This window comes from Halogranum rubrum (genome assembly GCF_900114455.1).
In the GTDB taxonomy this organism is placed as follows: Archaea; Halobacteriota; Halobacteria; order Halobacteriales; family Haloferacaceae; genus Halogranum; species Halogranum rubrum.
The window spans coordinates 742,185-762,862 of sequence record NZ_FOTC01000002.1 but is presented as its reverse complement, the minus strand read 5'-3'; the positions used below and the strand labels follow the sequence as shown (position 1 = coordinate 762,862).

Sequence of the window (20,678 nt, the reverse complement as noted above, 5' to 3'; positions counted from 1 at the left end):
GGACCCTAGGAGTTGCTGTTCGTCGACCAGCCGGTACTCCCGAAACACCCAGAGTTCTGGTATTAACTGAAGAATTGAATATGCCGGATTCGGCAGCTTCGAGCGTTGGACTGGCCGTCACGCCTTTGAGCGTTCCGAGAGTCGACCCGGTAGATGACGTACGAGACGACCGTCGCCGACGTCCACGAGGTCACGCCCGACGTGAAGCAGTTTCGCCTCGTCGCAGACGACCACACCTTCGAGTTTCGCCCCGGCCAACACACGACCGTCCACTTCGAGGAGGACGGCGAGGAGGTCGTTCGTCCCTACACGGCGACCAACCGCCCCGGAACCGACGAACTGACGCTCGCCATCCGTCGGTACGACGATGGGACCGCATCTGTTTGGATGCACGAACGAGAGCGTGGTGACACCGTCGACGTCGGTGACGTCGAGGGGGAACTCTACGTCCGCGACTTCGACTCGGACGTCGCCTTCGTCGCCACCGGGACGGGAATCACGCCGATGGCGGCGATGCTCGATGCCTACGCCGAGGAGGGCACGGGGACCGCCCACCTGTTCGTCGGCGAGAAGACACAGGAGGACCTCATCTACCGCGAGACGTTCACCCGACTGGCGGCGAGTAACGAGAACGTCGAAGTCACGTACACGCTGTCCGACGAGGAGTGGGACGGTCCGACCGGTCACGTCCAAGACCACGTCGTCGACGAACTCGACACGCTCGACGACACGGACTTCTACGTCTGTGGCGTCCCGGAGATGGTCGTCGACACGACGGAGCTGTTGAAAGACGAAGGCGTCGACGACGAGCGTATCTACACCGAAGGCTGGGAAGACGACGAGGTTGTAGACGAAGCGGAGGAAGCAGAGAACTGATGGCCGGGAGACACACCTACGCGCCGACTGCACCCTACGGTACGGCACATCAGTTCAGCGAGGACGACGACGGCAAGCCGGTTGTCACAGACGACGGAGAACGAATCGGCACGGTCACAGCCGTCGCCGACGGCGCGGCCACACTCGAAGCCGACGAAACGCTCTCCGACTCGATCCGAGAGGGGTTCGGCGTCGAGCGGGGAGCCACCTCGACGATACGGAAAGAACAGATTTCGACGGTGACGGACGAAGAAGTCCGCCTGAAGCGTCTCTGACCGTCGACAGCGTTTACCGTCGGGGCTGTGTCGACGGGTCCATGGACAACGTCTTGACGAACTGGTTGCTCGCACTCGTCGCTGCACTTCTCGCGATTCTCGTCCTCGACACTACCGGTGCAGAGTTTCTCTCTCCACTCGAACCAATCGCGACGGTGCTGTCGCTCGTGACGTTTCTCACGTTCGTCATCGCGACCGGTGCGTTCTTCGTCTACACGGCGAGTTTCCGTGACGGCGCGGACAGCTAAACGAGGAGAATCAGCGCTACTCGAAGACGTTACTGCCCGAACTGGTCGACTTCGCGCTGGCGAAGTTCGATACGGCGAATCTTCCCGCTCGACGTCTTGGGGAGTTCGTCGACGAACTCGATTCGACGCGGATATTTGTACGGTGCCGTCTCCGCTTTCATGAAGCTCTGTAGCTCGTCGACGAGTTCGTCGTTCGCGTCGTAGCCCTCCGCGAGGATGACGTACGCCTTCACGACGTCGCCGCGTTCCTCGTGGGGGCTGGCGACGGCGGCAGCCTCGGCGACGGCGGGGTGCGAGATGAGCGCGTCTTCGACTTCGAACGGGCCGATACGGTAGCCCGCGGAGATGATGATGTCGTCGGCGCGGCCCTCGAAGAAGAAGTAGCCGTCCTCGTCGCGAGAGGCCAAGTCGCCGGTTCGGTAGTACTCGCCGGAGAACGTCTTCTCGTCGAGGTTTGGCTTCTCGTAGTAGCCGTCGAAGATGCCCGGACAGCCGACGGGAACGGCGATTTCGCCAATTTCGCCCGCGTCGAGTTCGTTCTCGTCGTCGTCGATGATGGTCGTGCCGAGGCCGGGCGTCGGTTTGCCCATGCTTCCGGGCCGGACGTCGATACCGGGGTAGTTGGTAACGAGTGCGACTGTCTCGGTCTGACCGTAGCCGTCACGCGGGGTGACGCCGAACGCCTCCTCGACGCGCTCGATGGGTTCACGGTTGAGCGGTTCGCCCGCCGAGAGCGCCGACTGCAGGTCGATGTCGTAGCCCGAGAGGTCCACTTGTGTGAACATGCGGTACTGCGTCGGCACGGCACAGAGACGGGTGACTCCCTCCTCGTCCATCACCTGCAAGAACGTCTCGGGGTCGAACTCTCCCTCGTAGATGAGTTGGGAGGCACCGGTCGTCAGGCCGACGCCGACGGGGCTCCAGAACCACTTGGCCCATCCGGTCCCCGTCGTCGCCCAGAGCAGTTCGTCGTCGAAGTCCGTCTCGGCCGTGACACCCCACCAGTACGGGCCGTTGACGAGTTCGAAGCAGCGCATCCAGCGATGCTTGTGCCGGACGGGTTTCGGGTTGCCCGTCGTTCCCGAGGTGTAGTTGATGGACATCGGGTCCTCTGCCGCGATGGCGGGGCCGTCGTGTTCGCCGGATTGGCCGTCGAGGAGGTCCGAGAACGCCTGCCAGTCACCCGACGCACCGTCGAGCGAGATGAAGGTGTCGAGCGGCGAGTCGTCGGCGATAGGGTCGACCATCTCCGTCAGGTCGGCGTGGGCGACGACGGTGGTCGCCTCACAGTCGTTGGCGCGGAACTGGAGGTCCTTCGGCTTCAGCATCTCCGAGCAGGGGACGAGAAGCGCGCCGCGCTTCAGCGCGCCCAGTTGGACGGCGAAGCCATCGGGGTGGCGCGGAAAGAGATGCATCACGCGGTCACCCTTGCCGACGCCGAGTTCCGCCAGGGCGTTGGCGAAACGGTTCATGTCGCGGCGGATGTCGTCGTAAGTCCGCTCTTCGCGTGTGCCGTCAGAGTCGCGGAAGTAGACGGCGACTCGGTCGCCGAAGGAGTCCGCGTGGGACTCGATGACCGACGGGAGGTTGTAGTCGTCGGGGATGTCCCACTCGAACGTTGCGACGGCGTCGTCGTACTCGATTGCCATAGCCGAGAGTCGAAAAGCCCACGGATAATCATTTGGGTAGAGTCGGTGTGATTTTATCGCATCCGTGAGAGGTCCGGATGATGACAAAACTGGCCCTCTTCGGAGCGGTTCACATCGACCGTCGTGGAAAGGTCATCAGTGAACTGTCACGGTTCTCCGAAGGAGCCGACGCGCTGTTCGTCGAGTACCCGGTCGACGGTATCTCGTTTCCGACGGTCGGACGAGCACTGGCACGAGCACCGGTGTCGGCACTCGGTATGCTCCTCGTCACGCTCCTCCACATGCCGGGCTACGCACTGTTCAACCGCGATATCGTTCCGGCAGAGGTCGTCGCCGCGCGTAAACTCCACCGAGAGCGAGATATCCCGTTGTACCCGGTCGACGACCACGTCATTTCGATACTCGGCGAGAGCAGTGTGCTCCGAACCGCCGCAGAGTGGGTCGTATTTCTCGTGATACTCGCACTCGACCCGGTCACGACCGGAGCGACGGCCGGTGTCGTCGTCGGTGGCTGGACCGCACTCAGTCTGGCTCGTCGCGTCCATCGACTGTTCTGGGTCGTCGCCGTCTTCCCCGTACTCGTCGGGTCGTGGTGGTTTCTCTCGTCGCAGGAGCTACTCGGTTGGACACTCGGCTACGTCGCACTCGGTGCAATCTTCTACACCATCTTCCGCACGATTTCGCACCGAAACGACGTCATGGTCGAGCGTATCGCGGAACGCTGCGAAGCGGAGGGCTACGACCGCGCGTGTCTCACCACCGGTCGGGCACATCTCGCTGGACTCGCGACGGCCGCCGAGGACCGCGGTGTCGACGTCGTCGCTTCCTACGTGCCGAGTTGGCTCCGTGAGGGTGACGTCGTCGAGGGGAGCGTTCCCGCGAAGTTCGGCGTCCGGACGGTCCGAGGTGACCTCGACACCGCAGGTGACGTGTTCGGCCGACGGGTCGTCGCCCTCTTCGTTGACTGGGGCGTCCTCAGCGTCGTCACTCTCGTCGCTGGGTCTTCTTGTGCGCTCCTCGGTCGTCTCGTAGTCGGGTCTGACGCCGCATTGTGGGCGGGATTCTTGGTGGGTGCCGTCCTCGGATGGGCCGCCTACTGGGTCGGGTTCGAAGCCCGGAGCGGACAGACAGTCGGTAAACGTGTCACGGGACTCGTCGTCGTCGCCGGCGACGGTGCGTCGCTCTCGCGTCGTGACGCAGTCGTTCGAACGCTCTTGCGTCCCGTCGACGGCATCGTCGGGTACGTACTCGGCGCTGTCGTCGCGCTGCTCTCAGACGGCGGACGGCGAATCGGTGACCACGCGGCCGGGACGCTCGTCGTTCGAGTCGAAAAGGAGTGAAGCGGGACATCCCGAACTCACGCCGTCGGTCGGCGTCCCGGGTCGTCGTCGACGGCCGGGGCCGACCGGCGACGGTCACCACGCGACCGCTCGTACAGCACGAGTGCCAGCGCACCGAGTCCGAGCAGCAAGATGACGAAGCTCACGATACCACCGAGACCGAATGGGAGAACTCCGAGTACGGCGAGTACCAGCAACCCGAGGACGAGCGCACCCCACCGCGAGCTACTGTCGGCCATGTCGAGTGCCTTCGTCCCGACGAGATACGCGCCGAGTACCTGACCGACCCAGAGCGTGAACCCGAAGACGACGAACCCGAGCAGCGAGAGCGGAATCCCGACGATGGTGAGGAGCAGAATCACCAGCACGATTGGGACGCCGACCAACGTCAGTAGACCGACGCCGCCGCTCTGGACGGCCCGAGACGTTCCAACCTCGACGACCTGTTCGGCGAAGCGCGGTGCGACGAGCAACACGACTGCGCCGAGCAGGAGGTTCGCGAGGAAGCCGTAAGCGACGGCGACGATTGGTGGAATCGCCGGCACCGCGAAGTCGACACCACCGGCGAACGGCGACCCGACGTCGAACGAGAGGTCGTCGTTCTGCGTCGTCGTCCCGGCGACGGATGCGCCGGGCGCGACGTCGAACGTTTCGGCGTCGTACTCGACGTTCCCGCCGACCACGGCGGTTGGACCGAGCGCCACCTCGTCGCCGCCGAGACGCGCGTTCCCGACGACTTCACCGTCGAGTCGGATGGCTCCTGCCGCTGCTTCGAGCGACCCGTCGATACGCGCGCCGTCGCGGACGACGACGCTCCCACCGAGAGCGTCGACGCTGCCGCCGACGTCACCCTCGATGGTGACCGACCCGGCGACTGCCGTGACGTCGCCGGTGACGGTACCCGAGACGACGACGGTGCCGCCGACCGCTTCGAGGTCACCGTCGACCGTTCCGGAGACGAGAACGGTGCCACCGGTCGCATCGAGGTCACCCGTAACCGTCTCGCCCGGGCCGATTCTGACGATACCGCCGGCACGCGTCTCGTCTGCGTTCGTTTCCTGTGCGAAGGCGAGTGTGGGGACCGACCCCGCCACCACGAGGAGCACGACGAGCAGGACACCGAGGCGGTACCCCATCTGTCGAACGTTGTGAGTCATGGAAATCACGACGAGAGCGGAACGCTCTCGTCGAGTGTAGAGACGCGTGTCTGCGGCATAAAATCGACAGTGGCACGCGACAGCACTCCGCTTCGTCTTCCGCGAAACCGACGCTTTTGTGCGTTGACAGTGAGTCTCGCACATGGAGTATACGACCCTCGGCGACACCGGCATGGAGGTTTCGCGCATCTGTCTCGGCTGTATGAGTTTCGGGACGAGCGACTGGCGCGACTGGGTACTCGACGAAGAGGAGGGACTCGAACTCGTCGAACGGGCGATAGACCTCGGAATCAACTTCTTCGATACGGCCAACATGTACTCGATGGGCGAGTCCGAACGCGTCCTCGGCAAAGCCCTCGAAGGCCGCCGCGAGGAGTCCGTCGTCGCCACGAAGGGCTACTTCCAGATGGACGATGACAACCCGAACTCGGGTGGCCTCTCACGGAAGGCTATCGAACAGGAGTTGGAGCACTCTCTCGACAGACTCGGGATGGACACGGTCGACCTCTACCAGATTCACCGCTGGGACTACGACACACCCATAGCGCAGACGCTCGCCGCCCTCGACGACGCGATTCGCCGCGAGAAGGTGCGCTACATCGGCGCATCGTCGATGTGGACCCACCAGTTCGCAGAGGCGCTGCACACGTCCGAACGACTCGGACTCGAACGGTTCCAGACGATGCAGAACCACTACAACCTGCTCTATCGCGAGGAGGAGCGCGAGATGCTCCCGCTCTGTGCGAAGGAGAACGTCGGCGTCATCCCGTGGTCGCCACTGGCCCGTGGCTACCTCACTCGGCCCCACGAGGAGTCGGAGGCGACGACGCGCGGCCAGTCCGACGACTTGGCTCGCCAGCACCCGTACCTCGAAGGCGGCGGGAAAGAGGTCAACGAGCGCGTGCAGGAACTCGCCGACGAGAAGGGCGTCAAGATGGCCCAAATCAGCCTCGCGTGGCTGTTCCACAAAGACTCGGTGGACGCGCCAATCGTCGGCACGACGAGCATCGAGCATCTGGAAGACGCCGTCGAGGCGTTGGACGTCAAACTGAGTTCGAGCGACATGGAGTATCTCGAAGAGCCGTACCAACCGGTCCGCGCGTCGGGTCACGACTAGTCGGGGACTCTCGTCTCAGTCGTCTCTGTCGTCTCTGTCGAGCGGTTTCCACGTCTGGGTCGGGAATCGCGACGGTCACCTCGCTTTTCGAGCTAGTTTAAATGACTTTAGTAGATGGAACCAGAGGGACAGGTATGGACAATCGACAAACGAACAGCCGTGGCCTCCAGCCCTACCGATGGTGAACGTCGCGCTCTCGCTGGCGCAGGTCGTCGTTGCGCTGGCTCTCGTGGTACTCAACGGTTTCTTCGTCGCTGCAGAGTTCGCCTTCGTACGGATACGAGGGACCTCGGTCGAACAACTTGCCGAGGAGGGGCGCCCCGGCTCGGGGACGCTCCAAGAAGTGATGACGGATCTCGACGACTATCTCGCGACGACGCAACTCGGGATCACCATCGCCTCGCTCGGGTTGGGGTGGGTCGGCGAACCGGCCGTGGCGTCACTCATCGAGCCCGTGCTGGCACCGGTTCTTCCCGCGAACCTCATCCACCTGGTCGCCTTCGCGGTCGGCTTCAGTTTCATCACGTTCCTCCACGTCGTCTTCGGTGAACTCGCGCCGAAGACGCTCGCAATCGCCCAGACCGAGCGACTCTCGCTGTTCCTCGCCCCGCCGATGAAGCTGTTCTACTACATCCTCTATCCGGGAATCGTCGTCTTCAACGGGGCCGCCAACGCCTTCACGCGAGCACTCGGCGTGCCACCTGCTTCCGAGACGGAGGAGACGCTCGGGGAGCGAGAGCTCCTTCGGGTACTGAGTCGGTCCGGTGAGGAAGGAGACATCGACGTTTCGGAAGTGGCGATGATCGAGCGTGTCTTCGATCTCGACGACGTCGTGGTGAGAGAGGTCATGGCCCCACGACCGGACGTGGTGAGTGTTCGGGCGGATGCCTCGCTCGCCGACCTTCAGTCGATCATCCTCGAGGCCGGGCACACGCGCTATCCGGTTCTCGATGCCGACGACGGCGACCAGGTGGTTGGGTTCGTCGACGTGAAAGACGTTCTCCGGGCAGAGGTGGAGGGCGGGGACGCCGAGCTAGTCGGCGACATCGCCCGCGAAATCCTCGTCGTCCCCGAGACGATGGCACTGAGCGACCTCCTGCGACAGTTCAGAGAAGACCAACAGCAGATGGCCGCAGTTATCGACGAGTGGGGGACGTTCGAAGGGATGGCGACGGTCGAAGACGTCGTCGAGGCACTCGTCGGAGATCTCCGAGACGGGTTCGACGTAGACGAGCGCGAACCCTCGATTCGCCAGCGTGACGACGACGGGTACGACGTCGACGGCGGCGTCCCGTTGTCGAAGGTCAACGACTTGATCGAGGGAGACTTCACGAGCGAAGAAGTCGAAACGATCGGTGGGCTGGTACTCGAACGCCTCAATCGCGCACCAGAACGCGGCGACCGCATCGAGGTCGGCGGGTACGTCGTCGAGGTGACGGGCGTCCAAGGGGCCCGAATTTCGACGGTCTGGGTCTACGAACGTGATGGAGACGATTCGGTGGTGGACTGAGTAGAATCTGGCTCGAACCCGCTGAGAACCGAACTGATGATCGAGGAGTCCAGTTTTCGGTTACGGAACTCTACCTGCCGGGATACGTCGTGGAACTCGGTGCCAGAGACGCGGGGCGAGTTCAGCACGACCGGAGAAACCTCACCGAACGCTGTCAGAAGTCGCGTGCTGTATAGAGTGGGTGTATAGAGCCTGATGGTGCCGTTGTACTCATCTTCGCCAGTAGACGAAGTCAAAATCAAACGCGTTCGTCTCGTATCCGTGAGCGAGTTCTCGGCTTCAGAGAACCAGCTGTCAGCTATATCATCTCTTGAGGTGATATTTCACCTATGAACGCTCGTACGATCGCCCTTGGAATGGGTACCGCCATCACGACTTTCCTGTTGGCTGGTGCCGCGACAATTGTACTGCTGGGGGCTGGCGAAGCCCCTGCAATCGGTATCATCGGCGTCTTCGTCGGCGTCGTCGTCGGATTGCTGGCAGGTGGGATTACCAGTGTGTACGGTGACCGACTCTCCGGGACCGCTGCTTTGGCCCTCTTCGCCTACGCGACGTTCGGTGTCGCGTTTGTCGGAATCGCAGGAATGAGCTACGTCAACATGCCATATGCCGACGAGGTATTTACGTTCCCCGTCCATATCGGTGTGAGCGTCGTAGCCGCAGTCGTTGTCGCTCTGCTAGCCATCCGTGGAAGGCTCGACGAAGGGGGTGCAACTGCCTGAGTACGACCGCAAACCGGTGGCGATAGCTGTGCGATACGCACCGAACTTTATCGCGCATTACTTTACTTGAATTCTATGCCCAGTAATACGTATCACCTTGGTCTTCTTCTCGTAATATTTGGTGGGTTTCTTTTGCTTGGGAGAACAGTGTTCGCGGGCGCTTCAGAACAACTCGGTCAGTTCGGTCTTATCATTATGCTTGTCGGAGCGTTGGTCGGGACACTTGGACTCGCAGGCTCTCCTACCTCGGTGAACGAGCAGGGTTGATACTCAAAACCTTCTGCAAAACTCACACACTCTATGCAGCACGACCCCGAACATCCGTCACCACGCGGCCCATCCGCTCAGTCGTCACCCACCGACACCGACCCGCTCTCGCCCAGTATCGTCTGGTCCGCCAAGCGCTTGACCGCCCGAGCGGCGACGACGGCGATGACCATCTCCGCGCCGCCGACGAGCAGGAACGCCGGTGTGTAGCCCGCGAGGTCCGTCGTGAGGCCGCCGAGCAGGAATCCAGTGAGAAAGCCGAGACTCCCGAAGACGTTGAATCCGCCGAGCGCCGCACCGCGCTCCTCGGGGGCGGCCACGTCCGTCACGAGTGCCATCGTCGCGGGAGCGACGAGCGCCCCGGCGACGCCGACGAGGACCATCGTGCCCGCCGCGAGAACGAGCGTCGGGGCGACGACGACGGCGACGATAGTGACGCCGTACAGCAGTGACCCGACGACGACGGGGAGAAATCGACCGACACGGTCCGAGAGGATTCCGGCGGGGTACTGAAACAGGGCGAAGGGGACGAAGAAGGCCGCCAGCATCGCGCCCGCTCCGGCGGCGTCGAGACCGAACGTCTCGCGGAAGTAGTAGACGCCGACGAGTGCGAAGAATCCGGCCGTCATGCGGTCGATGAAACCAAACGCGAAGGGGACGAGCAGTGCCGGACGGTCGGTGAGGCGGCCGAGCGCCGCGCCGACGTCCGCGTCGTCGGACTGTTCTGCGCGGTCGGTGACGGTGGCGAGGAGACCGGCGACGACGACGAGGACGCCCGCGGCGGCGGCGAGGGGTGCGAGTGGGTCGACGACGGTGAGTCGACCGCCGACGACAGAACCGAGCGCAGCGCCGAGTCCGATGGCGATGCCCGCCGCGCCCATGTTGCGCCCGTGGCCTCCCGAGAGGTCCGAGAGCATCGAGATGGAGAGCGAGAACGCGCCGATGGTGAACGCGCCGCCGACGGCGCGGACGAGAAGCGCCGCCGTGAACGGGAGACCGAGCGTCGGCGCGGCGGCGAGGGTGAGGTAGGCCGCCGCGCCGCCGAGTGCCCCGACGACGACGAGCGGAACCCGCCTGCCGAGGGTGTCGCTGAGTGCACCCCAGACGGGAGCGAAGAGGACGAACGCGGCGAACTCGGCGACGAGAAACACCATCCCGGCGTCGAGGTCTCCCGTCGCGCCGAGCGCGGTGACGAGGTCCGCGATGCCCGGATAGAGGAGGACTTGCGAGACGAGTACCGCCCAGACGGCCATCGCGAGGACGACGCGGTCACGTCGCTGAGAACCCATAGCAGAGGAGAGGAACGGCGGCGTCAAATCCTTGGCGTCTTTGGCGTCTCTCTGGCGTGCCTTCTCACTCGACTGTCACGCTGCCGACGTCGAAGAACGCCGTCTCGTAGCCCTCGTGACGAGCCACGAGTGGAGGAACGTCGATAGTGACGGTGACGGTGTCGTCGGGAGTGAGGTTCTCGACGGGGGCGCCGTAGTGGAGACCGGCCTCGGGGTCCAGCCCTGGCGTCAGGTCGCCTTCGAACGCCGTCTCGCCGTCGCGTTCGACCGTCGCCGACAGCCCCATCTGCGGGACCAGATAGCCGTTGTAGCGGGTCTTCGGTGAGACGAGGAGATACGGGGTGTCGCCGAATCGGTCGTCGGTGGCTGCCTGTGCGCGGAACGTGATGTCCTGTGTCTCGGTCTTTCCTTCGCCGATGGTCTCGCCCGGAAGCGAACTCGGGGCGACGCCCTGTGGCATCTCCATCTCCATCCGCGGAACCGTCCCGCGCTGGCCCTGTTTGTCTTCGAGGAGGGAGTACGGGATGTCGTTGCGCTGGCCCTCTCGGTAGTCGAACTCGATGGTGGCGGTGGCGGCCTGCTCGAACTGCCCGTCGAACGCGCCGAACCGCTCGAAGGGGAGACCAGCGACGGTTACTTTCGCGGTGTAGATGTCGTCGCCAGGGAGTGGAACGTTGTCGCCGTAGTGGACGCCCATCTGCTGTGAGAACATCGGGTAGACGACCTCTTCGTAGACGAGTCCGTCGTCGTTGGTCAGTTCGACCGTGACGTCCGTGGAGGGCACCACGACGCCCGTCTCCGCTTCCCAGACGACGGCCATGAGGTGAATCGAGTCGTCGGCTTCGAGCGGGACTTCGGTGGCTACGTAACTTCCGCCGTCCGGGTCCACTGTCCAGAAGCGGTGGGCGTAGCTGTACATCAAGCCGACCTTCAGACCGCCGGCGTCGCCCATCCCGACCATCTCCATTCCTTCTCTGTGAGTTGGAATGTAGATGGCATCCGGTCGATTTTCGACCAGCGGCGGTTCGCGGCTGTTCGTCGTCTCGAAGACGTTGGAGACGGCCGTACAGCCAGCGAGTGATCCGGTGAGACCGAGTCCAGCGGCCCCGAGAAAGGCGCGTCGTTGCATTACTCGTCAGTTAGCATCTCGGTGGGTTACGGGTTCTGGTCCAGTCTTCGAACGCTTCGTTCAGTCCGATTTACTCTACGTCTCCCGCGAGCAGGTCGTCGACGAGACGCGTAAAACGGTCGAGGAAGCGGTCGGGAAGCGACGGCGACACCGCCGCCAGCAACTCGGCCGTCGCGTCGGGACGAGAGAGGACGAGCGTCACACGGTTTCGAGAGTCGCGCTCTTTCGTCACGACGTCCTGCTCGACGAGGTGGTCGAGATGCCACTCTAGTGTACTTCGAGCGATACCGACGTCGTCGGCGACGGTGGCCGGGGCGGTGGGGCCGTATTCGAGCAAGTGGCCGATGACGTCGCGCGACGTCTCTCGGCGAACGAGTGCGAGCGCGCCGCGTTGCCATTCGTCGAACGTCGGCGGGAAGTAGTGTGTCCGACCGTACAGTTCTTCGACGGAGACGGTCTCTGCGCCGATGAGTTGTCGGAGGTGGTACTGGACCTGACCCGGAGCAAACTCCGTGCCGCGGACGAGTTCGTTGAAGTGGACACCCGGATTCTCACGGACGTGGCGGGCGATTCGCGTTCGCGTCGTGCTCATCGGTCCACCCCTGCGGCCGACTCCACACGGCGAGCGTAGTAGACGGCCGCGAGCACCAGCGCGACCAACACGAAGTCGAGCGCGTGTTCGGCCGTGTGGTGCGTCGTGAACGGAATGACACCGCCGATAGTGAGGACGGCGACGGCGCTCCGGAGCAGTATCGCAGAGAGTGCGAGCGCGACGAGGAGGTACGACCCCGAGCGTCGCTGTGCGTACGCGGCGATACCGAGACCCGCGACGACGGCCGACCCGAGGCCGGCGAGCGACACGGCGAGGACGAGCATCGGCGTCACCGTCGCGACGACGTGACAGGGGAGCACGAGATATCCGGTCACGCCCAGCCCTCCGGCGTGAGAGCGTGGCGGAAGGACGTCCGACTCTTCATTGCGCCACCGTAGTAGCCCGAGGGACAAATGCCGATTGGTGTGGCTCTCGAAAGAGTGGCTGTCGAGATTCGGGAGACGGACCAGAATCCCTTAACGCCGCAACACCCTAGCCGACGTATGTTCGATGGGCCGTCCTCGCGTCGAGAGTTCATGAAGGCGGCCGTCGCCGTCGGCGGCGCCAGCGCCCTCTCCGCGTGCATGAGCCGTGCCGAGGAACCGATCCCGAAGGGAACAGACGACCCTTCGTCACTTCCGGAGCGACAGCACGCTTGGAACGACGTTCTCGTGCACGACGACGCTGGGAACGTCGAGGGGCCACGTCACCAACTCCTCCTCTACGTGAACCTCGACCACGACGGCCCGCCCACCGAAGACGACCGTCGAGTACTCGAGTCGGCACTCACGACGCTCGACCGGGCCTACGAGCGGAGCCACGAGGGTCTCGTCTACTCCATCGCCTACTCGCCCGCCTACTTCGACCGGTTCGACGAGTCGCTGCCCGACGACCTCGACCTCCCCGAACCGCGGTCGCTCGCGCCGTTCGAGGACCCGGAGTTCGACCGACAAGACGCACTCCTCCACCTCGGGTCGACGCGTGCCGACGCTCTCCTCGAAGCCGAGGAGGCGCTCACGGGCGACCGCGACACCGCGAACACCGTCACGATGGAGTCACCGCTCACCGACGTGCTCGCTGTCGACTCGCGGCGCACCGGATTCGTCGGGGCTGGGATGCCCGCCGAGCGACAGGACGTCGCCGGGATTCCGGACTCGAAACCCGTTCCCGAGCAGTCACCACTGTTTATGGGGTTCAAAGCCGGATTCGCACAGAATCAGGCAACTGAGGACTACGTCACGCTCCAAGACGGACCGTTCGCCGGTGGCACGACGAAACACGTCGCCAACATCCGACAGCGTCTCGACGATTGGTACGTCGAACAGGACTTCGAGGACCGGGTCGCCGAGATGTTCAGCCCGAGGCACGCCGCAGAGGGACTCGTGGACGGCGTCGGCGACAACCTCGGCGACAGTAGCGGCCTCACGCCCGACATCATCGAATCTATCGAGGAACAGGCCAAACAGTACGGACGTGTCGGCCACGCCCAGAAGGCCGCCCGCGCCAACCGCGACGAGGAGGGAAACGTCCGCGTCCTCCGGCGACACTTCGAGTCGACCGACGACGACGTCGCCAGTCTCCACTTCCCCTCGCTCCAGACGGGCATCTCCGTCTTCGAGGAGGTTCGAGAGGCGATGAACGGGACGGACCTGACCTCGAATCCGGCCATCCGTCAGCGGGTGAACAACGGGATTCTGGAGTACATCTTCGTCCGTCGCCGCGGTAACTTCCTCGTTCCGCCGCGACGACTGCGCTCGTTCCCGACGCCGACAGGGGAGTGAACGCGCCGCTCGAAGAGGAGAAGAGAGTTCAAGTAGGAGAACGGCACCACCGAGCGTGTGGCCTGACACGCGCCACGAGTCGACCTGCGGTCGTACGAGACATCGACTCGTGGAGTCGGTACCGTCGTTTCGTCTGTTCGCTCTTTCGAACTACGCTTCGTAGTCCAACGAGACGACTCGCCCGTCGGCGTACATCACCAGTATCTCGTCGTCACCGTCCCCGTCGGTGTCGGCGAGCGTCGCATGAGTGAAGAGAGGGACGTCACGGCTGTACGTCGCCTGTACGTCGCCGCCCGGTGAGACGACCGAGACGGTGCCGTCGTTGCCGGCGGCGACGATGTCGCTCGCACCGTCGCCGTCGACGTCGCCGACGACGGGCGGCGGCATCATCTGGACGCTCTCGGCCGTGAGGTCTATCTTCCACGCGACGTCGCCAGTCGCGGCGTCGACACGGCGGAGCGTTCCGTCTCGGGCAGTGACGTAGAGCTCTCTCTGTCCGTCCTCGTCGGTGTCTTCGAGTGCGTGAACCGCCGTGTAGCGACCAGCGTCGAGTCGCCACTCTTCGTGTCCCTCTCGTCCATCGAACGCGACGACGTCGCCGCCGCTCGTGGCGACGAACGCTTCGTATGCCGCATCGTCGTCGGCGTCACCGCTCGTCGCCCAGAGAATCGACGACCCGGCCTGTCTCTGCCACTCGACGCTCCCGTTCGCCGCGAACAGCGTTGCGTTCCCGTCGTCACCAGCGGCGAACAGTTCCGGTTCGCCGTCGTCGTCGTAGTCGGCGACGGTCGGTTGCGCGAAGACCCGAGCGTCGAGGTCGTGCGTCCACAGCGCGTCTCCGTCGCTGTTCAGGACGAAGACGACGCCGCTGGCGTCGACGACGACGAGTTCGCGTCCCGAGGCAGGCGTGAGGTCGGCGACGACCGGTTGCGTGTAGCCGTACGCCGACAGCGTTCGGTTGAACTCCTTCTCACCACTGTCGGGGTCGAAGGCGGCGACTTCGTTCTCGGTCGTCGCGGCGAGTACTTCGTTCACACCGTCGTCGTCGTAGTCCGCGATTGTCGGGTCGGCGACGGAGTGGATGATACAGTTCTCCGTGGGAATCTGGTAGTCCCAGACGGTAGTGCCGTCGTCGGCTGAGAGCGCGACGAGTGCACAGCCATCGCTCTTCGACTCGGCGCTGACTGGCGCATAGACGCGACCGTCCCCGACGGCGACGGCGTGGTGATTCGACTGCACGTTCCGACCGGTGTCGCTCACCCAGCGTTCGGTAAGTTCGCCGCCGGAGTCACCGAGGCCGACGACGGCCACACCGAGCAGTCCGACGACGAGGAGGGCACCGACGACGACGGTGGCTATCCGCATCGTTCGACCTTGCCACCCGTCTCGGATAAGCGTCTCTCTTCGGCCTACGCCGCCACCGGTCGAGAGATAATCCACAGCGAGAGCACCGTGTAGCCGACCATGAGCGCGACGAGCGGGAGGTGGGCGACGAGCGCTCGACGACGGCCTTCGACGAGTCGTCGTGCGACGGCGTGAGCGGCGACGACGGCGACGACGTGGCCGACGACGACGAGGACGACTTGGAGCCCCCAGTAGACGGAGAGTGGGAGCCAGAACAACAGGTCGACGCTCCCCGCACCGACTGTTCGCGGAAGTTGGCCCAGATACGTCGCGACGTAGCTGAGGTTGTGTGCAACCTCGTAGGCAGCGGCGATGGGGACGACAGTCACGGCGAAGGCCTGTACGGGCCTGTCGACGTCACCGAGAGAGCCGGCGAACCGTGTGACGCCGACGAAGGTGACGAGGAAAACGGCCAGTCCAACGAGATAGAGGAGGATGCTCACCGTCGGGCCGACGCCGAGTGCCTCTCGGATACCGAAGAAGAGTGTCCGGTACTCGGGTGACTCCGCGAACCCGTCGAAGCTCACCGTGTAGACGGCGGCGACGACGAAGGCAGCAGCACTCGGTGGGAGTGCGTCTCGACAGCCACGCCACGGGACGCGAGCGACGAGCGTGTCACCACTGGCGTCGCCGGAGTGCACCTGGAACGGTGCTGCACGCCCGAGCAGTCGGTAGAGGACGCCGATGGCGTCGGCGTGGTCGAACCACCGTGGACCGAAGACGACGCCGCCGAGGAGCATCACTGCGGCGTAGACAGCGAGTAGTCCGGCGGTCAGCGCAGGCCGTTGCGGTATCTGTGTGAGGTTCTCTGCGATACCGACGACGAGGAGAAACCCGACGAACGCGGGCCAGTCACCGAACGCGGGATACGCCCGATACTGGATGTCTCGTCCTTCGAGCCACCCCAGTCCGTCGTAGAGCGTCCGCCACGGTGACAGCGTTCGCCACGGGCTTCCGGCGAGCACCGAGAGGAGCGCGACCCCTTTCAACAGTAGCGGCCAGACGAACAGCGTCGCGAAGTTCCCGAGTGGCGCACGCGGTCCCAGCACTCCATCGACGAGTGCGACGACGAACGCGAGCAGAAACAGGACACGCCCGGTGAGACGGATGGGTCGAGCCACCGACGACGGAACCGTCAGGACTCGTCGCTGTCCAGTCGGTGTCTCGTCGGTCCACGCGAGCAACACGGCCGTCACTGCGACGGTCGCACCCGCGCCAGCGAAGAGAAGAGAGAGCGGAAGCGGCGCGTCGAAACGTGTCCCGACTTGGTGGGCAGAGGCCGGGACCGCAAGCAGTGAGAGTCCCGCGAGAACCGAAAGGAGGCGGAGACGTCGCATACTCGACGTTGCCGACAGCGGTGGAAAACGTAGTCGGTTCGTCCGTCGTTCAGAGTTCGGCTTCGATAGCCGCCTTCACTTCTTCCCACGTCGGTTGGACGAGCGTCCCGTTGACGTAGACGGCGGGCGTCCCTTCTGCACCGCGGTCGAGCGCCCGCTGTTTGTCGGCTTCGAGTGCCGGGCGATACGTCTCGTTGATGGCGTCGCCACGGATGCCACAGCCGTCGGCACCGACTTCTTCGGCTTTGTTCTGGATGAAGTCCAGCGAGTACTTGCCCTGGTTTGCGAACATCTCGTGAGAGAACTCGAAGAACGTCTCGTCGTCCATCGAGTCTTGGACGCCACGGGCCGCGTTGGGGACGGTCCACGACCACTCGCTCATCGGGAGCGGAAGGTCGTGGTGTTCGTACTTCACGTCGCCGGACTCGATGTAGTTCGACTCGATTTTCGGGAGGACGTCGAGGGTGAACGTCGCGCAGTGCGGACAGACGTAGTCTTTCCAGACTTTGACGGTGACGGGTGCGTCGTCCGGACCTTTCGTCGGCGGGGTCAGTTCCTGCACTTTCGGCTCTTCGGTGATGTCGCAGTCACCGGAACGTCCCGAACCGTTCGAGCCACCCGAATCGCTTCCACCGACGTTGCCGAGACAGCCAGCCAACCCGAGCGTCGCGCTTCCGCCGACAGTCGCGAGGAGGGCACGGCGAGTCGTATCCATGTCCGAAACAGGGGGTTCGGGCTATTTAACCCTCAGGACTTTGCGTGGCTGAACCGTACTGGAACCCATGCCGACCGTCGACTTCGAAGGAAACCGAATCGAGTGTCCGGAGGGTGCAGTTCTTCGAGACGTCCTGCTCGCTGCGGGCGAGACACCGCACAACGGGCGTGCAGACGTTCTCAACTGTCGCGGACACGGCTCCTGCGGGACGTGTGCGGTCGAACTCGGCGCTCTTGCCGGTGACGAGTTGGCCGTGAGTAGCCCGACGAAACGTGAGCGAGCGCGGTTGTCGTTCCCGCCGCACTCCGCAGAGTCGCTCGACGCCGGACTCCGACTTGCCTGCCAGACTCGAGTCTACGGCGACCTGCTCGTGACGAAACACGGTGGGTTCTGGGGACAACACGTCGTCGACGAGTGAGGTGCGGCATCGGCACTCGATGCCGGTGTCGGCCACGGCGGCTTTACGTCTCGTTTACATACTGACTACCGATGCGTACCGTACTCGCCGACGCGACGTCGGTCGTGAAAACGACCGTCGTCGAGGCTCGCGAGAAAGACGTCACGTTCATGGCCGCGAGCATCGCATACTACGCGTTCGTCGCGCTCCTCCCGCTCCTGTTTCTCGCGCTCTTGGCGCTCTCGGTGTTCGGCGACCCTGGTCTCGTGCAGACCGTCCTCGGTGTCGCGCACGCGGTTTCACCGTCGATGGGTGACACGTTGTCGAAGGCGATTCGGAGCAGCGGCGGCGAAGTGGGGTTCTCTGTTCTCGGACTTCTGACGTTGCTCTGGGCGTCGCTCAAACTCTTTCGCGGACTCGATACCGCGTTTTCAGCCATCTACGACACCGAGTCCGAGGAGTCGATTCTCGACCAACTCCGCGACGGCATCGTAGTCCTGTTCGCCATCTGGCTTGCCGCCATTGCGACGACTGTCGCCGGTGCTGCGCTCGCACTCTTCGAGGCAGTCCCGTTCATCGGCGTCCTCGAACCACTCCTCCTCCTCGTCGGACTCGTCTTCGCGTTCTTCCCGATGTACTACGTCTTCCCCGACGTCGACCTCTCGCTCGCCGAAGCGCTCCCCGGCGCGGTGTTCGCCGCACTCGGGTGGACCGTCCTCCAGGGAGCGTTCCACGTCTACGCGGCGTTCGCCGACAAGTCGGCGACCTACGGCATTCTCGGTGGTGTCGTCCTCCTCGTCACGTGGCTCTACTTCAGTGGTGTCGTCCTCCTCGTCGGCGCGGTCATCAACGCTGTCCTCGCCGGACGACACGAACGTGTCGGCGAACGTCGCCGGACGCTGACGCCCGACGAGACAGTGGCGTATCTCAAATCACTCGGTCGCGAGATAAACGACGACGCCCGCATCCGGGCCGACGGTAACGGCATCCCGGACACACCGTCGCCGCCGGACGGGACTCGGGAGTACGTCGTCGTGGAGTGGACGGCCGCCGACCGCGAAAGCGCGACGAGAGAGGTCACGCTCCGATGGGTCGTCGACGACGAGTGAGAAGCGAAACGGGCTCCGACCGCAACGTCAGAGTCAGAGAAACGCCGGCGGCGCCGTCGGCAGCGAGATGAGCCAGAGACTAAGAGCGGTGTAGAGCATCATGACGAGGACGAACGAGTACTGGCTCCGAATCGCCTGAACGCGACTCGGGAACCGTTCGTACGCGATAGAGTGGGCAACCCAGATGGCGAACAGATGGCCGAGCAGGACGAAGGCGATGTTGAGACTCCCGAACCACGCCGGGAGCGTGAGAACCAGCGGGTTCGGCGGCGGCGAGAACGGCGACCCGAGAACGGTCACGAGCGTGGGGAGCAGCGAGACGAAGAAGGCGAAGTAGTGCGCGAGATGGTAGCCCGCGGCGATGGCGAGAAGCGGTGGCGCGAACCAGACGGCGAGTTCTCGGGCAGAACGGTAGGTTGGCAGGTAGTCCGCGGCCACGTTGGCGGCGAGCACGTACAGTCCCACGAAGGCCGCGAACCCGCCGAGATAGAGGACGACGTAGACGAGGAGCGGCGGGAGACCGACTCCCGCGACGAGTTCGACGAACGACGCGCCGGCCGCCGTCGTCACGAACCCGCTGAACGTCAGTTCCCAGACGAGCGCTACGACGAACGCGACGTCGTCGAGGCCGTCGACGAACTCTTCCTCGACGAGTCGCATCCCTGGCAGGTGGAGTTCCAGCCCCTCGCGAGTCCACGTCAGCGGGGCGACCCGGCCGTAGAAGGCGAAGAACACCGAGACGGGGTCGACGAACTCGAACCACTCGTCGGGACCGACGAGTATCGCTCCGACAGTCGTGACGACGGAGTAGACCGCTATCGTCGTCGCGAGCACCGAGGGCAGCGAGGTGACGCCCGTCGTCGTCTCGACCCAGACGAGAGCGAGCAGTCCGCCGACGGCCGGCCACCGACCGAACCGTTCGGGATAGGACACGAACCCGTTCGGCGCGAACTCGGCGATTGTCCGCCACGGGTTGAGTGACGGCCAGGCGTTCCCGAAGAGATACGTCGCCATGGTGAAACCCGCACGCATCCCGGCGAAGACGAGGACGAGAGCGAAGTTTACCGTGGGGACCTGCGGACCGGTGAGTCCCCTGAGAACAACGAGCGGAAGGAGGACGACACCCAAGACGGACAGACCCACCCGGGCACCCCGCCTGAGCGTCCGTCCGTCGGTGAGGAAGCGACGCCACGAGTGAATCGACGCGACGAACCGACGGTCGGTCACGAAACTCGCCAACAAGGCGGACGCGCCGATGACCGCCCCACCGGTTGCGACGTAGAGCCACCGCGGGACACTGAGCGACTGCTGGGACGCGCTGTCGAGACCGACGGCGGCGTTGCTCGCGACGGCGGTTCCGACGAACGCGACGGCGGCGAGAGCGACGACGGCGAGGCGTCTACTCACTCGCGTGAGTAACTGTACTGGCGTGTCCGTGTCGGAGTCGTCGTCCTGCGAGGTCATGTTAGATGGTCAACTTAGAGCGCGAAGACGGCGTACATGAAGAGGAAACCGAAGTAGAGGAGGACGATACCGCCGAGGGCGATGATTCGAAACCGCCGCAGCGTCGCCTCCTCTTCGGCGTACGCCTCGTGGTACTGTTCGAGTTCAGTCTCGCTGAGGTCGTCGGGGTGGCGAATCCCCCGGTGGTGAATCAGCAGTGTCTCGGTCGGATACGCCTGTCCGCAGGTCGCACAGATGTACGCGGCGTCGGGCGCATCGGAGACCGACTCTCCGGTCGATGTCGTGTGTGTGTTGGTCATG

21 protein-coding genes are annotated in these 20,678 nt (G+C 64.2%); 10 read left to right on the top strand and 11 right to left on the bottom strand.

Annotated features, from left to right (window positions below):
* The first annotated feature begins 153 nt into the window (after positions 1–153).
* From BM083_RS12205 to BM083_RS12195, 3 genes are read left to right on the top strand one after another with little or no spacing between them, the layout of a single operon-like run.
* Positions 154–876, top strand: a complete 723-nt coding sequence (locus BM083_RS12205) for a ferredoxin--NADP reductase (protein ID WP_089869756.1) — start codon at positions 154–156, stop codon at positions 874–876.
* Complete coding sequence (locus tag BM083_RS12200; RefSeq protein ID WP_089869754.1) at positions 876–1,151, top strand: PRC-barrel domain-containing protein; 276 nt, start codon at positions 876–878, stop codon at positions 1,149–1,151. The genes BM083_RS12205 and BM083_RS12200 overlap by 1 nt, the downstream gene beginning before the upstream one ends.
* 41 nt (positions 1,152–1,192) lie before the next feature.
* On the top strand, positions 1,193–1,399 hold the full coding sequence (locus BM083_RS12195) for a hypothetical protein (RefSeq protein ID WP_009365824.1): 207 nt from the start codon (positions 1,193–1,195) through the stop codon (positions 1,397–1,399).
* A 29-nt stretch (positions 1,400–1,428) separates the two neighbouring features.
* On the opposite strand, the gene BM083_RS12190 is transcribed toward BM083_RS12195, so the two are convergent.
* Positions 1,429–3,048, bottom strand: coding sequence for an acetate--CoA ligase (locus BM083_RS12190; protein ID WP_089869752.1), 1,620 nt, complete (start codon positions 3,046–3,048; stop codon positions 1,429–1,431).
* 80 nt (positions 3,049–3,128) lie between these two features.
* Here BM083_RS12190 and BM083_RS12185 point away from each other — a divergent pair, with 80 nt between their 5' ends.
* The gene (locus tag BM083_RS12185; protein WP_177197617.1) at positions 3,129–4,388 is read left to right on the top strand and encodes an RDD family protein; all 1,260 of its coding nucleotides are present in this window, start codon (positions 3,129–3,131) and stop codon (positions 4,386–4,388) included.
* A 17-nt stretch (positions 4,389–4,405) separates the two neighbouring features.
* On the opposite strand, the gene BM083_RS12180 is transcribed toward BM083_RS12185, so the two are convergent.
* A complete protein-coding gene (locus tag BM083_RS12180; protein WP_143085721.1) occupies positions 4,406–5,545 on the bottom strand; it encodes a bactofilin family protein in 1,140 nt (379 codons plus the stop codon).
* 142 nt (positions 5,546–5,687) lie between these two features.
* On the opposite strand from BM083_RS12180, the gene BM083_RS12175 reads away from it, so the two are divergent.
* The 3 genes from BM083_RS12175 (at position 5,688) to BM083_RS12165 (ending at position 8,894) form a co-directional block, all read left to right on the top strand.
* Positions 5,688–6,662 carry an aldo/keto reductase gene (locus BM083_RS12175; protein ID WP_089869745.1) on the top strand — a complete coding sequence of 325 codons (975 nt, stop codon included), beginning with the start codon at positions 5,688–5,690 and terminating at the stop codon, positions 6,660–6,662.
* Between the two features lie 178 nt (positions 6,663–6,840).
* Positions 6,841–8,172, top strand: coding sequence for a hemolysin family protein (locus tag BM083_RS12170; protein ID WP_089869742.1), 1,332 nt, complete (start codon positions 6,841–6,843; stop codon positions 8,170–8,172).
* A 329-nt stretch (positions 8,173–8,501) separates the two neighbouring features.
* Positions 8,502–8,894 (top strand): DUF8147 domain-containing protein, encoded by a 393-nt coding sequence (locus BM083_RS12165; protein ID WP_089869740.1) that lies wholly within the window; start codon positions 8,502–8,504, stop codon positions 8,892–8,894.
* Positions 8,895–9,238: 344 nt separating this feature from the next.
* Here BM083_RS12165 and BM083_RS12160 read toward each other — a convergent pair whose 3' ends face one another.
* From BM083_RS12160 to BM083_RS12145, 4 genes are all read right to left on the bottom strand, one after another.
* A complete protein-coding gene (locus BM083_RS12160; protein WP_089869737.1) occupies positions 9,239–10,450 on the bottom strand; it encodes an MFS transporter in 1,212 nt (403 codons plus the stop codon).
* A 64-nt stretch (positions 10,451–10,514) separates the two neighbouring features.
* Positions 10,515–11,579, bottom strand: a complete 1,065-nt coding sequence (locus tag BM083_RS12155) for an iron transporter (RefSeq protein WP_089869735.1) — start codon at positions 11,577–11,579, stop codon at positions 10,515–10,517.
* Between the two features lie 70 nt (positions 11,580–11,649).
* Entirely contained in the window at positions 11,650–12,171 is a 522-nt protein-coding gene (locus tag BM083_RS12150) for a winged helix-turn-helix transcriptional regulator (protein ID WP_009365833.1), read from the bottom strand.
* Positions 12,168–12,506, bottom strand: coding sequence for a DUF7471 family protein (locus BM083_RS12145; RefSeq protein WP_009365834.1), 339 nt, complete (start codon positions 12,504–12,506; stop codon positions 12,168–12,170). The genes BM083_RS12150 and BM083_RS12145 overlap by 4 nt, the downstream gene beginning before the upstream one ends.
* Positions 12,507–12,674: 168 nt before the next feature.
* Between BM083_RS12145 and BM083_RS12140 the strand changes: the two genes are divergently transcribed.
* Positions 12,675–13,952: a DUF7405 family protein gene (locus BM083_RS12140; RefSeq protein WP_089869733.1), complete on the top strand. Its 1,278-nt coding sequence runs from the start codon at positions 12,675–12,677 to the stop codon at positions 13,950–13,952.
* Between the two features lie 150 nt (positions 13,953–14,102).
* Here BM083_RS12140 and BM083_RS12135 read toward each other — a convergent pair whose 3' ends face one another.
* The 3 genes from BM083_RS12135 to BM083_RS12125 are packed head-to-tail and all read right to left on the bottom strand — an operon-like array spanning position 14,103 to position 17,408.
* Positions 14,103–15,317, bottom strand: coding sequence for an outer membrane protein assembly factor BamB family protein (locus BM083_RS12135; protein ID WP_089869731.1), 1,215 nt, complete (start codon positions 15,315–15,317; stop codon positions 14,103–14,105).
* A gap of 44 nt (positions 15,318–15,361) precedes the next feature.
* Positions 15,362–16,693 carry a hypothetical protein gene (locus BM083_RS12130; protein WP_089869728.1) on the bottom strand — a complete coding sequence of 444 codons (1,332 nt, stop codon included), beginning with the start codon at positions 16,691–16,693 and terminating at the stop codon, positions 15,362–15,364.
* 49 nt (positions 16,694–16,742) lie between these two features.
* Positions 16,743–17,408 (bottom strand): DsbA family protein, encoded by a 666-nt coding sequence (locus BM083_RS12125; protein WP_089869725.1) that lies wholly within the window; start codon positions 17,406–17,408, stop codon positions 16,743–16,745.
* Positions 17,409–17,475: 67 nt separating this feature from the next.
* On the opposite strand from BM083_RS12125, the gene BM083_RS12120 reads away from it, so the two are divergent.
* Both BM083_RS12120 and BM083_RS12115 read left to right on the top strand, forming a co-directional pair.
* Positions 17,476–17,826, top strand: coding sequence for a 2Fe-2S iron-sulfur cluster-binding protein (locus BM083_RS12120; RefSeq protein ID WP_089869724.1), 351 nt, complete (start codon positions 17,476–17,478; stop codon positions 17,824–17,826).
* Positions 17,827–17,897: 71 nt separating this feature from the next.
* Complete coding sequence (locus BM083_RS12115; protein ID WP_089869723.1) at positions 17,898–18,914, top strand: YihY/virulence factor BrkB family protein; 1,017 nt, start codon at positions 17,898–17,900, stop codon at positions 18,912–18,914.
* A 33-nt stretch (positions 18,915–18,947) separates the two neighbouring features.
* Here the strand turns inward: BM083_RS12115 and BM083_RS12110 are convergent, their stop codons facing one another.
* Both BM083_RS12110 and BM083_RS12105 read right to left on the bottom strand, forming a co-directional pair.
* On the bottom strand, positions 18,948–20,378 hold the full coding sequence (locus BM083_RS12110) for a hypothetical protein (protein ID WP_089869722.1): 1,431 nt from the start codon (positions 20,376–20,378) through the stop codon (positions 18,948–18,950).
* 14 nt (positions 20,379–20,392) lie between these two features.
* Positions 20,393–20,677 (bottom strand): hypothetical protein, encoded by a 285-nt coding sequence (locus BM083_RS12105; RefSeq protein ID WP_009365843.1) that lies wholly within the window; start codon positions 20,675–20,677, stop codon positions 20,393–20,395.
* Position 20,678: the final 1 nt, after the last annotated feature.